This window comes from Streptomyces sp. NPDC054842 (assembly GCF_053611025.1).
In genome coordinates this window covers 58,094-71,591 of sequence record NZ_JBSGZN010000027.1, presented here as the reverse complement: position 1 = coordinate 71,591, position 13,498 = coordinate 58,094, and the positions used below count along the sequence as shown (strand labels likewise).

At 72.0% G+C, this 13,498-nt stretch carries 13 protein-coding genes and 1 pseudogene; 8 read left to right on the top strand and 6 right to left on the bottom strand.

The annotated features are described in order from the left end of the window. Positions 1–172: 172 nt before the first annotated feature. From ACWGIS_RS21730 to ACWGIS_RS21720, 3 genes are all read right to left on the bottom strand, one after another. Positions 173–2,308: a putative bifunctional diguanylate cyclase/phosphodiesterase gene (locus tag ACWGIS_RS21730; RefSeq protein ID WP_453364087.1), complete on the bottom strand. Its 2,136-nt coding sequence runs from the start codon at positions 2,306–2,308 to the stop codon at positions 173–175. After that, positions 2,305–3,117 carry an SAM-dependent methyltransferase gene (locus ACWGIS_RS21725; protein WP_453364086.1) on the bottom strand — a complete coding sequence of 271 codons (813 nt, stop codon included), beginning with the start codon at positions 3,115–3,117 and terminating at the stop codon, positions 2,305–2,307. Before ACWGIS_RS21725 ends, ACWGIS_RS21730 begins: the two co-directional genes overlap by 4 nt. Positions 3,118–3,475: 358 nt before the next feature. Further along, a complete protein-coding gene (locus ACWGIS_RS21720) occupies positions 3,476–4,414 on the bottom strand; it encodes an SCO0930 family lipoprotein (RefSeq protein ID WP_453364085.1) in 939 nt (312 codons plus the stop codon). Between the two features lie 674 nt (positions 4,415–5,088). Here ACWGIS_RS21720 and ACWGIS_RS21715 point away from each other — a divergent pair. From ACWGIS_RS21715 to ACWGIS_RS21705, 3 genes are all read left to right on the top strand, one after another. Then, a complete protein-coding gene (locus ACWGIS_RS21715) occupies positions 5,089–5,283 on the top strand; it encodes a hypothetical protein (RefSeq protein WP_453364084.1) in 195 nt (64 codons plus the stop codon). Between the two features lie 15 nt (positions 5,284–5,298). Continuing rightward, positions 5,299–6,063 (top strand): bestrophin-like domain, encoded by a 765-nt coding sequence (locus tag ACWGIS_RS21710; protein WP_453364083.1) that lies wholly within the window; start codon positions 5,299–5,301, stop codon positions 6,061–6,063. A gap of 262 nt (positions 6,064–6,325) precedes the next feature. Next, on the top strand, positions 6,326–6,859 hold the full coding sequence (locus ACWGIS_RS21705) for a hypothetical protein (protein ID WP_453364082.1): 534 nt from the start codon (positions 6,326–6,328) through the stop codon (positions 6,857–6,859). 89 nt (positions 6,860–6,948) lie between these two features. Here ACWGIS_RS21705 and ACWGIS_RS21700 read toward each other — a convergent pair whose 3' ends face one another. Further along, the gene (locus ACWGIS_RS21700) at positions 6,949–7,440 is read right to left on the bottom strand and encodes a hypothetical protein (RefSeq protein ID WP_453364081.1); all 492 of its coding nucleotides are present in this window, start codon (positions 7,438–7,440) and stop codon (positions 6,949–6,951) included. Between the two features lie 332 nt (positions 7,441–7,772). On the opposite strand from ACWGIS_RS21700, the gene ACWGIS_RS21695 reads away from it, so the two are divergent. Beyond that, complete coding sequence (locus tag ACWGIS_RS21695; RefSeq protein WP_453364080.1) at positions 7,773–8,441, top strand: class F sortase; 669 nt, start codon at positions 7,773–7,775, stop codon at positions 8,439–8,441. Between the two features lie 66 nt (positions 8,442–8,507). Here ACWGIS_RS21695 and ACWGIS_RS21690 read toward each other — a convergent pair whose 3' ends face one another. Beyond that, positions 8,508–9,353, bottom strand: coding sequence for a polysaccharide deacetylase family protein (locus ACWGIS_RS21690; protein WP_453364079.1), 846 nt, complete (start codon positions 9,351–9,353; stop codon positions 8,508–8,510). A 176-nt stretch (positions 9,354–9,529) separates the two neighbouring features. Between ACWGIS_RS21690 and ACWGIS_RS21685 the strand changes: the two genes are divergently transcribed. Together ACWGIS_RS21685 and ACWGIS_RS21680 are read left to right on the top strand one after the other, a co-directional pair. Continuing rightward, positions 9,530–9,994 (top strand): universal stress protein, encoded by a 465-nt coding sequence (locus ACWGIS_RS21685; protein WP_453364078.1) that lies wholly within the window; start codon positions 9,530–9,532, stop codon positions 9,992–9,994. A gap of 254 nt (positions 9,995–10,248) precedes the next feature. Further along, a pseudogene (locus ACWGIS_RS21680) lies at positions 10,249–10,836 on the top strand (APC family permease); the annotation flags it as partial. Here ACWGIS_RS21680 and ACWGIS_RS21675 read toward each other — a convergent pair. After that, positions 10,823–11,977 (bottom strand): CapA family protein, encoded by a 1,155-nt coding sequence (locus ACWGIS_RS21675; protein ID WP_453364077.1) that lies wholly within the window; start codon positions 11,975–11,977, stop codon positions 10,823–10,825. The pseudogene ACWGIS_RS21680 and the gene ACWGIS_RS21675 overlap by 14 nt on opposite strands. Positions 11,978–12,288: 311 nt before the next feature. Between ACWGIS_RS21675 and ACWGIS_RS21670 the strand changes: the two genes are divergently transcribed. Together ACWGIS_RS21670 and ACWGIS_RS21665 are read left to right on the top strand one after the other, a co-directional pair. Continuing rightward, positions 12,289–12,837, top strand: coding sequence for a sigma-70 family RNA polymerase sigma factor (locus ACWGIS_RS21670; protein WP_453364076.1), 549 nt, complete (start codon positions 12,289–12,291; stop codon positions 12,835–12,837). A gap of 136 nt (positions 12,838–12,973) precedes the next feature. Beyond that, a complete protein-coding gene (locus tag ACWGIS_RS21665; RefSeq protein ID WP_453364075.1) occupies positions 12,974–13,489 on the top strand; it encodes a hypothetical protein in 516 nt (171 codons plus the stop codon). The last annotated feature ends 9 nt before the right edge of the window (positions 13,490–13,498 follow it).

Sequence of the window (13,498 nt, the reverse complement as noted above, 5' to 3'; positions counted from 1 at the left end):
GCCGGCCCCGAGGACCCCCGGCACCGACGCCCACCGGAAACGACCGCCGGAGCCCGGCACGGAGAGGGGCTCCCGCGCCCCCGCCCCGGCACGAGGAAGTGGCGTTTCAGCCCGGGCGCTGCACGAGGAAGGGACGCCCGGTCGGGCGTCCCCTTCGGGGGGCGTACGCCGGTCAGCCCGTGGCGTCGACCAGCGCCAGTTCGTGCAGCCGCTCCGGCGGGCCGGGGCGGGCGTAGTACCAGCCCTGGGCGGTGTCGCAGCCCAGTATCCGCAGCTGCTCGGCCTGGGCGCCCGTCTCGACGCCCTCCACGGTGACCGCGAGGTCGAGGCTGTGGGCGAGGGAGACGATCCCCTCGACGATCTTGAGATCGACGGGGTCGGCCGGGAACTGCTGCATGCCCTGGGTGAAGGAGCGGTCCAGCTTCAGGACACTCACCGGCAGGCGGCGCAGGTTGGCGAGGTTCGAGTACCCGGTGCCGAAGTCGTCGAGGGCGATGTCGACGCCCATCTCGGCCAGCCGGCGCAGTGGCTTGAGGAGGTCGTCGTCGGCGCCGATCAGCGCGGACTCGGTCACCTCCAGGCACAGGGCGTCCGGTTCGAGGCCCGCGCGCTCCAGGATGTCGACCGTGTCGGAGACGAGACCGGGATGGGTGAGCTGGCAGGGCGAGAGATTGACGTTGATCCGCAGCGGCCCCGCGTCGGCGTGCCGTTCCTGCCACTGCCGGGCCTGGCGCACCGACTGGTCGAGGACCCAGCGGCCGAGCGGCACGATCAGCCCGGTGTGCTCGGCGAGCGGGATGAACCGGTCGGGGCCGAGGACCCCGTGCTGCGGGTGCAGCCAGCGCACCAGCGCCTCGGCGCCCCGGACGCTGCCGTCGCCGAGGTGCACCAGCGGCTGGTACTCGATGAAGAACTCGTTCCTGTCCAGGGCCGCCGGCAGCGCGGTGGTCAGTCCGTGCCGGGTGATGGCGCGCAGGTCGGCCTCGGGGTCGGCGAGTTCGAAGCGGTTGCCGCCCGCGGACTTGGCCCGGTACATCGTGATGTCGGCGCTGCGCAGCACCTCGGCGGGCCCGCGCTCCCCGGCGGGCCCCTCCACCACGCCGATGCTGCCGCGCACGGTCAGCTCACGGCCGTCGATGCTGACCGGAGTGACCAGCGCGTTCATGATGCGTCCGGCGAGTTCGTCGACCTCGCGCTCGGTGTGCGGGCCGGTGGTCAGCGCCACGAACTCGTCGCCGCCCAGCCGCGCGACCATCTCGCCAGGAGCGGTCGCGCAGGCCTGGAGGCGGTCGGCGACCTCGACGAGCAGCCGGTCGCCGGCCGCGTGGCCGAGGCTGTCGTTGATGGTCTTGAAGCCGTCGAGGTCGAGGTAGCAGAGCCCGAAGCGCTGGCCCTCACCGGCGGACAGGGCCTTTTCCAGCCGTTCGAAGAACAGGGTCCGGTTGGGCAGACCGGTGAGCGCGTCGTGGGTGGCCTCGTACCGCAGGCGGAGGTTGAGCAGCCGGCGCTCGGTGGTGTCCTCCATGAGGGCGAGCTGGTACTGGGGCCGGCCGTCCGCGTCGCGCAGCAGGGAGACCGTCAGGTTCGTCCACAGGGCGGTGCCGTCGGGGCGGTAGAAGGCCTTTTCGACGTGGTAGTGCTCACGCTCGCCACTGACCAACTCGTCGTAGAGGCGCCAGACTTGGGGAGCGTCGTCCGGGTGGGTCCAGTCGCTGACCCGGCGGCCGCGCACCGTCTGCTCGGAGCCGCCGAACATCCGCAGCAGCGCGCCGTTGACCTGGAGGATGTTGCCTTCGAGGTCGGCGATGCCGATTCCTATGGCCGCGCCCTCGAACACGGCGCGGAAGCGCGCCTCGCTCGCGTGCAGCGCCTCGGCGACCACGCTGCGCGCGTTCAGGGCGGCGTGGGAGATGGCCTCCTGCTCGGTCAGCGTCCGGTCCCGCAGGGCCTGCGCGAAGCCGGCCGCGATCGCGTGCTGGAGCCGGGCGGAACGGGTCCGCAGGGCCTCCCGGTTCCCGTCCCCGCCGCAGTAGAGGACCAGGTAGGCGTCCACGCAGTCGAGGGAGCGGCTGAGCGCCTCGGGGTCGGTGCAGTGCGCGCCGACCAGCGCGGCGCCGACCGCCCTGCCCTCGGTCGCGTCGTAGGTCCTGGCCAGCAGCGCGTCGCTCAACCGGCGTGCGAGGGGCAGGAGTTGCGCCTCGAACTCGGGGCGGGTCAGCGACGTGGAGGTCACCGGGAAGACCGCCCGGCTCCAGATCGTCGCGAACCTGCGGAGTCTGTCCTCCGGTCCGTCCGGTTCCGCCGTCACGCCGCGCGCCCCACGCCGGCGAAACCGGAATAGGAGTACGGATCCTCTTCCTCGGGTGCCGTGTCGGGCCGCCAGTCCGGCATCGGCACCAGTCCGGGTTCCACCATGTCGTACCCCTCGAAGAACCGCGCGATGTCGTCGCGCGAGCGCATGATCAGCGGGTTGCGGGTCTTCCTGTACACGTCGACCGCGCCCTCGGCCCGCTCCGGCGGGAGCGGGATCCCCTCGTACGAGGCGTGCGTGAGGACGAGCAGGCTGCCCGGCGCCAGGGCGTCGCGCAGCTCGGCCACCGCACTGTACGGGTCGTCCGCGTCCTCCACGAAGTGAAGTATGGCAACGAGCAGGAGCGCCACCGGACGGTTCAGGTCGATCAGGCGCTGGACTTGGGGGTTCTGCAGGATGTCGCGGGGCTTGCGCAGATCGGCGGCGAGGACGTCGGCGTGCTCGTTGCCCTGGAGCACCGCCTGGCTGTGCGCGACGGCCACCGGGTCGTGGTCCACGTACATCACGTGCGCACCGGGGCTGGCCGCCTGCGCGACCTCGTGGACGTTGCCGAAGGTCGGGATGCCGGAGCCGATGTCGAGGAACTGCGTGATCCCCTCGCCCACGGCGTACCGGACGGCCCGGCGCATGAAGGCACGGTTCGCCTGCATGATCTTCGGGAGCCCCGGCATGTACTCCATCGCCTGGCGGGCCGCCGCCCGGTCGACCTCGAAGTTGTGCGAACCGCCCAGGTAGTAGTCGTAGATGCGGGACACGCTCGGCACCGAGATGTCGATGCTCCGGGGGGCCCAGGCGGGACGCTCCATCTATCTCTCCAGGCGTAGACGACACGTAGGCGATCCGGTGTTCGAGCTGAGGCTACTGATCGCCCGCCAAAGGAGCGAGCCAAAACGGAAATTGACCATCCGTTACCGGTCACTGCCTCCGGCACGTGCCGCATTGTGCCCTCCCGCGAAGGGGCGGACTTTCCCCGCCGAATCGGGCGCGCGCACGCGTACGGCGGCGCGCGCGCCGAAGCGGTCCGCCCCCTCCGTGCGGTGCGGAGGGGGCGGACCGTGGTCGCGCGCGTTGTTCCGTTCGTCGGGCACCCGGTGCCTGCTCGTCAACTCCCTTCCACGTTCCGTCGTTGTACGGGCGGGACGATCAACCCTGGGGAGGCGATCCTCACTTCGACGCGCCGACCGGCTTTCCGTCGGGCGAGACGGCGTACCAGGTGCCGCCGACGCCCTGACCGTTCGTGTCCCCGGGAGCCTTGTCACCGGAGAAGGTGTAGATGGGCCAGCAGTCCACCGTCATCTGCTTGACACCGTCCGGACGGGTGAAGGCCATCAGGCCCTTCTTCGTGACGCCCTTGGTGTCGTTGGCCTCGACCGGTGCGACCGCGGGCCACTTCTCCAGGCAGGCGCCCTTGCAGTTCGACACGGAGTCGGGCCACGCCTTGTCCTTCATGAAGCGGTAGACCGTCATGCCGTTCTTGTCGACGACGACCTCGCCGAGCTCGGGGTCGTTGCGGACGGACAGGCCCGGCAGGTCGGCGGCGGAGGCCTTCTTGCCGTCGGGGGCCGAGGCGTACCAAGTGCCGCCCACGCCTTGGCCGTTGGTGTCGCCGGCCTTCGTGTCCTTGGCGTAGCGGTACATCGGCCAGCCGGCGATCGTCAGCTGCTTGGTCCCGTCGGTGCGGGTGACCTCGCCGAGCAGCGACTTGTCGACGCCCGTGGCGGCCGTCGCTCCGTCCGCGGGGACGGGCGGCCATGCCTTGGCGCAGTCGCCGTCACAGGCGGACTTGGGCGGCTCGGCGGTGTCCTTGTCGAAGCGGTAGAGGGTGAGGCCGGCGCTGTCGGTGACGACCTTCCCGAGCTTCACGTTCTCCGTCACGGAGAGCTGGCCCGCCGTCTCCGCCTTGGCCGCCGTGCCCTGTTCGTCCTTGGTTCCGGCACCGTAGCCGTCACTGGAGCTGGACCCGTAACCGTCGGCGGCCGGTGCGGCGCCCACGTTCTGGCTTCCCGTCGACGGGGTGCCCTGTTCCTGACCGCACGCCGTCGTGAGCGCCAGTACCGCCGCAGCTGCCGCTACGAGTGAGGCGCTCCGCCAGGAGGTCTTCATGTCAACTCCCGCTGTTCGCTTGGGTGTTGCAGCGTCCTAGTGCGCCGCTCATGGCCCTAGGTACGAGCGGGGGCGGGTGAAGTGTTCAATCCGCTCACAGATTTCTTCGCGAAGATCGCGTCCCGCCCGTCACGGATCGCGCAGATGTACGCAGTCCGGGAGATCTCGCGCGCCGTCCGGCAAACCCGGCCAGAGCGGATGTCCCTCCTTCGGGGCAATTCCCCGCCGCTCCGGCGTGCCGGGCCCCCGGGAGACCCATGATCTCGGTCGTGCATCCCCCCCAACGGACCCGATCCGCCCTTGCCGTACGGGTATTGGCGCTGCTCGCGCTGACCTGGTTCCTCAGTGGCGCGCCGGCCGGGGAGGCGTCCGCCGACGCGTGCGCGTACGCCTCGATCGGTCCGGACGGCTCGGTGGACGCGGTCGCGGTCGCCGGTTCGGGCTGGTGCGGTCCGCCTCCGGTCGTTCCGCCGCCCTGCCCCAGTCCCACGCCGGAGCCTCCGCCGCCCCCGCCGCCCAAGCCGACGCCCCCGAAACCGACACCGCCGAAGCCCACGCCTCCCCCGCCGCCCAGGCCCACACCCCGGCCCGAGCCGCCGGCGCCGCCACCGCCACCGCCCCCGGCACCGGCCCCCCGACCGCACCTCGTGACCCCGCCGCCGAAGCCGCCGCCCGTGCCGAGACCGACGCCGCCGCCCACCCGCAAGCCCACCCCGCCGCCCAAGGCGTCGCTGTCCCCGGTGAGTTATCCGGAGTACCGCACCTCGCCGCGCAAGCACCCGCCGCGCAGCGGCCCGCCGCTGGTCTCGCTCACCCTGCTCATCACCGCGCCCGCCGTGCTGGCCGTCGCCGCGCTGCGTCCTCGCTGACCCCTGGAGACACTCTTGTCGGATTGGCTTGTTCTCACCCTCGCGATGGTGGCCGCGTGCGTGGTCGTCCTCGTCGTGACCCTCGTCCGGCACCGCAGAGCCCGGGAGGACGAGGACCCGTCCGAGACACCGGACGTGATCGAGTACATGACCATGATGATCGGCGTGGTGTACGCCATCGTCCTGGGTCTGGCCATCGCGGGCGTCTGGGAGGGCCGCGGCATCGCCCAGGACCACGTGCAGGCGGAGGCGCAGGCGCTGCACGAGATCTCGGAGCGGGTGCGGGTGTATCCGCCCGACGTCCGCGACCGCATCCGGGACGACGTCAACACCTATGTCGGTCATGTCGTCACAACCGAGTGGAAGTCGATGGCGGACGAGCAGAAGCTCAGCCGCGAGGGCGGCCGGCTCTTCGAGCGGATCCGTCAGGACGTCACCGACTACGAACCGCGCACGGACTTCGAGGCGCAGGCCTACCAGCCCCTCCTCGACCAGGTCACCGCCGCCGACGACGCCCGCAACGGGCGCGGCTCGTCCTCGGGGGCGACCATGCCGGGCGTGGTGTGGTTCGGTCTGATCACCGGCGCCGTGGTCACCGTGGGCATGATCTTCGCGCTGCAGATCAGACGCACCCCGCGCGAGCTGATCCTCGCGGGACTCTTCTCCGCCCTGATCGCGTTCCTGCTCTTCCTGATCTGGGACCTGGACGCGCCGTACAGCCGGGGCATCGCGGCCTCGGCGGAACCCTTCCGGACGCTGTTCCCGCACCTCCCCGGGTGAGGAGGCCGAACCCCGGGTCCCCCCGGTGGTTCGCGCTCTCCAAACCCGCACCGGGTGACGCCGCCGGGGGACGGACGCCACGCCGCGTCCGTCCCCCTTTCGCACGTACGGTCTCCCCTGGGCGGCCCACACCGTTGCCCCATTCGCGCGACACGGATCGCGCCCTCGCGCACACCTTTCTAGCGTTTCGGTCATCGAGGTGCATTTCTGGCGCAGGCGGAAAAAGTCCGCAGCAGGCTCCTCGGGGACCCGGAGGATCACCATGCGCGCGATAGGCGTCGCTTCGGCCGCACTGATGGGCGTGGCCGCCCTGACCCTGACCGCACCGGCCGCCGTCGCGGTCGGCGAGGAGGAAGGCAACATCACGCCCTTCGGCTTCAGCGTCCAGCCCACGACCGTCGCCCCCGGCGGCCAGGTGACACTGCTGCTGCGGCGGGACGGCGGGTGCAAGGGCAACGCCACGGTCACCTCGGGCGTCTTCGACACCGTCACCATCCCGCACCGCCAGTCCACGGCCACGGCCACCGTGGACTGGGACGCCAAGCCGGGCGCCGTGTACCAGGTGACGTTCACCTGCGACGGCGTGAGCGGTCACACCGACCTCGGCATCACCGCCGGGCGCCCGGCCGACCTGACCCGCCCGCCGGCCCCCGTGCACCGGGGCGTGAAGGCCGGCGTCGGCGGCAGCGTGGCCGGGTTCGACCTCCACGAGATCGGACTCGGGGCCGCGCTCATCACCGGTTCCGTCGGCGCGGCGTGGTACGTGTCCCGCCGTCGCGCCGCCGGCGACTCCTGACCGCACGCCGCACGGCCGCTCGCCCCGGACCCCTGCGGGAGGGTCCGGGGCGAGCGGCCGTCACGTGCGTGCTCCTGCGGGGCCGCCGGTCAGATCCGGTTCTCGGCCCTGCGGCGCATCCAGAACACCCCGCCGCCCAGGGCGGCCGCCGCCACGAGGGCGCCGCCGATCGCCATGTCGGTGGGCGTCGCCCCGCTGGAGCTGCTGCCGCCCAGACCACCGCGGACACCGCCGATGACGGTGAAGGCGGCAGGCCGGGTGAGCGTCTTGTTCTCCCCGCAGCGGGCCGTGATGTCGTACGACCCCGGCCGGGCGTGACGGTCGATGGTGACCGTCGCCGTGGAGGTCTTGCCGCTGACGTGGTGCAGCGGCGTGGTCGGGAAGACCGGCGAGGAGACGGTGCTGCCGGGCATCTGGCAGGACGAGCCGTCCACCGTGACGGTCAGCTGTCCGCCCCGGGCGATGACGCTGGGCATGGCGACGATGTTGCTGGGGCTGTCCCAGGCCGTGGCCGCGGGGGCGGCGAGCCCCACGACCGCGGCCGCGACGGCAGAGACCGCCAGGGCACGAGTAGTACGCATGTGTTCCTCCGCGGAAGGCGCCCCGGGAACCGTCCCCGGTCGATCGGCGAGAAAGCGCCTCCCAGACAGACCCTCAGATGCGCTGCTCAGGGCCGCATTTCGGGAATGGTCCGTCCTGGTGAGAGGACACGCCGAAGGAATTCCGCGCAGGGGGATGTTGCCGCAGGTCACGGACCGTCAGAAATTTTGTGCGCATGGCAACTCGGATGGCGCACGCCGATGTACGTCACCACCCGTTCGCACGTTCTCCCGTCGCCCGCCGAGCGCGCTGCGCTTAGCGTTCTCATATGCGCGACGGACGCGGCGACGGCTGCGTCGAGAGGGGATGGCGAATGCACTCGTCCGAGCTCGCCGAGGAGGAGGAGCGGCAGAAGAAGCGCGCGCCGTGGGGCGTGATAGCGCTTGTGCTGCTGACCGGCCTCGCTCTCATCCGCAACGGTTCCGGGGAGTTCGACGTCGGACCGCCGCAGCCCGCGACGGCGGCGGCCGCGGACACCCGCACCCAGAACGGCGGCACCTTCCGCAAGTCCACGCCCGACCCGCTGCCGTACTCCGAGGTCGACCGGGTCAGGATCCCCGGCATCCAGGTCGACGCCCCCGCCATGCCCGTCGGCCTCGACGCCGAGGGCTGGGTCGACGCGCCGCCCCCCGAGGACCCGAACCTCGCCGGCTGGTTCACCGGCGCGGTCTCGCCCGGCGAGAAGGGCACGGCCGTGGTCGTGGGCCACGTCGACAACCGGCTCGGACCCGCCGTCTTCTACGGGCTCGGCGCCCTGAAGAAGGGGAACCGCGTCGAGATCCAGCGCAAGGACGGAAAAACCGCCGTATTCGAGATCTACGGCATCGAGGTCTTCGAGAAGAGCAATTTCCCCGGCGACCGCGTCTACGGCAGCAAGGGAACTCCGGAATTGCGTGTCATCACCTGTGGAGGCGGTTTCTCCAAACAGCAGGGCTACGACGGGAACGTGGTCGTCTTCGCCCGCCTGACCGAGGTTCGCTGAGAATTCCCGGACCGGGCGGGCGAGGCCCTTCGGCGGTCCCGGGCGGAAGGTCCGCCCGGGCGCTTTTCATGTGTACTGCCTTCGCGGAACGGTGATGTGGTAGCCGGAGTCCAGCAGTTCCGGAAGATAGGCGCGCAGCGCCCGCACACTCTGCGACCGGTCGCCGCCCGCGTCGTGCGAGAGCACCACGACACCGGGCGCGGCGCCGCGCTCCACCCGCTCGGCGATCCTGCGGGTGCCCGGCGTCGTCCAGTCGAGGGTGTCGACCGTCCACGCCAGCGGCTCCATGCCCAGCTCGGCACCGAGCTGGAAGGCCGCCCGGTTCCAGGCACCGTAGGGGGCCCGGAACCACAGGGGCGGCTCCCCGTACGCCTTGTCGATGACCTCGCAGGTGCGCTCCATCTCCGAGCGGATCGCGGAGCGGGAGAGCCGGGTCAGCAGCGGATGCGTCCAGGTGTGGTTGCCGACGACGTGCCCGTCGTCGGCCATCTCGCGCAGCAGGTCCTTGTTGTCGGCGGCCATCTCGCCGCACACGAAGAACATCGCGCGGACGTCGTGGGTGCGCAGGGTGCGCAGGATGTCCGGGGTGTAGCGCGGGTCGGGGCCGTCGTCGAAGGTCAGCACCATGCTGCGGCCGCGCCCGGCCATGCGCAGGAACGGCTCGTGCCGGACGAGGGTACTGGCGGGGCCGCGGTGCGGCGTGCCGTATCCGGTGATGGGCTGGAGACGGTAGGCGGAGGGCTTCAGCGCGCGGCGCGCCTGAGGACCCGAGACCGGGGCGGGGCGTAGCACCGGGTGCACGCCCGGGTCGGCGGTGAGCAGCCGGGCCGTGCCCGCCGCCCCGGCCGCGCCCAGCACCGCGGCGCCGGCGAGCAACGCCGAGCGCCGCGTGAGCAGCTGATCCTTTTTCATGACTCATCAGTCGCCCATTTGACCGTCGGCGCGGCCCAGCAACACGGCTGGGGACCCCCGAAAGCACCCGTTGGGACCATTCACCGGCGGTCCGGCGGCCCGACGACGGGCACACCGGCGTCCCGCGGACGGTGCGGCCGGCCGCCGGCGAGCACGCTTCCGATAACCTCACCGCCGTGACGGAACAGCAGCACTCGCATCAGTTCGAGCGGGGCACGGACGGGCCCAAGGTCATCGTCGTCGGCGTGGACGGCTCCGACTCCTCGCTCCGTGCGGCCGCGTACGCCGGTGGCCTGGCGCGCCGGCAGCACGCGCTGCTCGCGGTGGTCTACGTCCAGCCGGTGATGGCGGCGGGCGCGGCGCTCGGGGTCCCGGTCGCCGACACGACCGACGAGATCGCGGAGGGCCTGATCGCGCAGATCCGCGAGGCCACCGAGCGGGTCAAGGACATATTCGCGGTGCGCTGGGAGTTCCACACGTTCCGCGGCGACCCCTACAACGGCCTCGTCAAGGCCGCCGACGAGCTCAAGGCGGACGCCGTGGTGGTCGGCGCGTCCGAGCAGGCCGGGCACCGGATCGTCGGATCGGTGGCGATCCGCCTGGTGAAGGCGGGGCGCTGGCCGGTGACGGTGGTGCCGTAGCCGCGGCGGCCGGGGCGGCCCGCGACGGGCGTGCGTGGCGTCTTCCGTCGCCGCCGCACCAGGAGCATCATGATCGGCCGTCAGCCGACTGCCGTCCGCGAAGAGGTGACGACCATGGCCGGGCTCCGCATGGGCGAGGGGATCCTCCGCCGCAAACCCATCGACACGATCGACGAGGCCGGGACCGGCGAGGGCGCGCGGCTCGAACGGTCGCTCGGCCTGTGGCAGCTGACGGCGATCGGCGTCGGCGGCACATGCAGAACTACCAGGACATCGACAAGGAGAGCGGGTTCTCGACGGCCTTCAAGTCGGTGGGCCTGAGCGGACTCGCGGACGTGATCGCGGTCGGCGCGATCATCGGCATCCTCACGGTCATGTTCACGTTCATGCTGGGCTGCACCCGTGTCTGGTTCTCGATGAGCCGGGACGGGCTGCTGCCCAAGTGGTTCGCGAAGACACATCCGACCCGGCACGTGCCGACCCGGGTGACCTGGATCGTGGGCTGCGCGTCGGCCGCCATCGCGGGGTTCCTGCCGATCGGCGAGGCGGCCGAACTGACCAACATCGGCATCCTGCTGGCGTTCGTCGTGGTGTGCGTCGCGGTGATCGTGCTGCGCTACCGGCGGCCGGACCTGCCGCGCACCTTCCGTACGCCGTGGATGCCGGTGGTCCCCGCGCTGGGCGTGGTCTTCTCGGTCTGGCTGATCACGTTCCTGGAGTGGCGGACGTGGGTGCGGTTCGCCGTCTGGTTCCTCGTCGGCTGCGTCATCTACTTCGGGTACTCCTACCGGCGCTCGGAGCTGGCGAAGGTCTCCTCCCCGGACTCCCCTACCGCCCCATGACGAGACCGTCCTGGGCCGCGCCCCGGCTCAGGACGACGTCGCGGATCCGGTCGCGCACGGCGGCGGCGTCCGGGGCCGGCCGGCCGGTGTGCAGCGGGACCACGCGTCCCGAGCGGACGTCGAACCACTGCGGAAGGAACTCGGCCCGCTTCACCTCCCAGCGGCCGCCCGGGCGCGCGGGCGGGGCGAAGGTGAACCGTCCGATGCTGCTCTGGTTGCCGCGCGGGTCCGGCGCGCCGTCGTGGCCGACCATCTCCCCGGCGATCTGGTCGCCCATGCCGTAGACGACCCAGGTGCCGTTGACCTTCTCGTAGGCCTGCGGGATGTGGGCGTGCGTCCCGAGGATCAGGTCGATGTCGGGGCGGCCGCCGGTCCGGGAGGCGGTGAGGTCCCGGGCCAGGGTCAGCTGCCGCTCGTCCGGCTCGTCCTGCCACTCGGTCCCCCAGTGCACCGACACGACGACCACGTCGGCGCCGGCCGCGCGGGCGGCGCGGGCGTCGGCGACGATCCGGTCCCGGTCGATGAGGTTCACGGCCCAGGGCCGCCCGTCCGGGAGCGGGTAGCCGTTGGTGTCGTACGTGTACGCGAGGTGGGCGACGTCGGCGCCGCCCGCCCTCATGACGGTCGGGGCGCTCGCCTCGGCGGCCGTCCGGGCGGATCCCGCGTGCCGTACGCCGGCCCGGTCGAGGGCGTCGAGGGTGCGGTGGATGCCGGCGGCGCCGTCGTCGAGACTGTGGTTCGAGGCGGTGGAGCAGCCGTCGTAGCCGGTGGCGGCGAGGCCCTTCGCCACCTCGGGCGGGGACTTGAAGGCGGGGTAGCCGCTGTAGTCGCCGTCGGCGCCGTAGACCGTCTCCATGTGGCAGATCGCCAGGTCGGCGCGCGCGACGACGGGCCGGGCCCCCGCGAGCATGGGGGCGAAGTCGTGGCCGGCGCCGCCCGCGTCGGTCCGCGCCCGTTCGATGATCGAGGTGTGCGGCAGGACGTCGCCGGAGGCGACGAGGGTGAAGCCGCGCGTCGCCCCGGGCGCCGCCGGGTGTCCCGCGCGCGGTGCGTGCGGCTTCTCGGCGGCCTGGCAGCCGGCGGCGACGGCGGCGAGCACCGCGGCGATTCCGATTCCGGCCAGTCGCGCACGTGTGGTCATATCGAGCCCCGATACGGTCGGATCATCATATTTATTGACACACATGCACATACAGGGGCGCACCGAAGTCAACGCGCCACCCCAGCCCTTGCTCCGAACGGAGGACCCCGGCGGGCGCCCCCGGTCACCCCCTCCGGACGCGACCGTGGCCCGGTCCGCAGGGGCCGGCGGGCCCGGTCACGTGAGGCGCGAGGACACCTCGCCGCCCGGCGGACCGTTCGTCGTACCGTTCACCGACGGCATCGACCGCCCACCGCACATCCGCGCCCGGCCCCTGTCCCCGCAGGGCGCCACCCGCTGGCATACAGGCCATGACGGCCGGAACCACCACCATCACCCGCGGCACGACCGCGGAGCACGAGCTGGCCGCGCTGCAGCGCGAACACGGGCGACCGCTGTTCGCGCTGCTGCTGCGGCTCTCCGACGGCGACCGGCAGCGCGCCGAGGACCTGCTCCAGGAGACGCTCGTCCGCGCCTGGCAGCACCCCGAGGCCCTGCGCGCGGACGACTTCACCTCCGTGCGCCCCTGGCTGCTCACCGTCGGGCGACGGCTCGCCATCGACGCGCGGCGGGCCCGGCGGGCGCGTCCGGACGAGGTCGGCGACGAGGTGCTGGAGAGCGCGCGGGTGTGCGCCGATCACGCCGAACGCTCCGCGGCGACGCTCGACGTGCGGGAGGCTGTGAAGACACTCACTCCGGAGCACCGTGAAGTCCTGGTGCAGGTGTACTTCCGTGGGGCGAGTGTGGCGGAGGCCGCGGAGGCGCTCGGGATTCCGCCCGGTACCGTGAAGTCCCGCGCGTACTACGCGCTGCGCGCCCTGCGCCGGGTTCTTCCGGGATACGCGGCCGACCTGCGGTGAAACCGAAGGATCAGTCAAGCCTCCGTAAAGCGCCTTGCTGACGACCATGGTTGGGCCATCAGCTGTCCTCATCCGTGTTTCCGGACTGGGACCCGGGGTCGGGCGACGCGCACGAACCGGAGGAGGGCAGGAAGGGATGCTGCACAGAGGTCAAGAGAGCACGGGCGGCACCGACGGCGGCGAACTGGCCGTCCCGATGGCCTGGTTGTACGCCGAATACATCGCCGACGAGCTGCTGAGAACCGGCGATCTGATGCCGCCTACGTCCTTCGAGTTCCGCGCCGGGCGCGACGCCCTGGCGCTGACCATCTTCCTGTCCGACACCGGCGGGGAGCTCGCCGGCATCCGCGTCGTCTCGCAGCTGGAGAACTGGCTGTCGCTCACCGCGTACGACCAGCCGTGGCAGGACTGGGTGCGCGAGCGGATGGCGCGCCTGGAGAAGGAGGCCGCCGAGGCGGGCGGCCCGGCACCGGACCTGGAGCTGGCGGCGGCGGCCCGGCGCTGGCTGGAGGAGACCGAGCTGCTCGCTCCCGATCTGGACGCGGTGCCGGGTGGCGGTCCGGTCCCCGGCGAGGACGACGGGCCCCAGGTGTGGACCCCGGCCTGGCAGCTGGGGCTGCCGCTCGGGCATCTGGCGATCCATCTCTTCTGATTCGGAAAG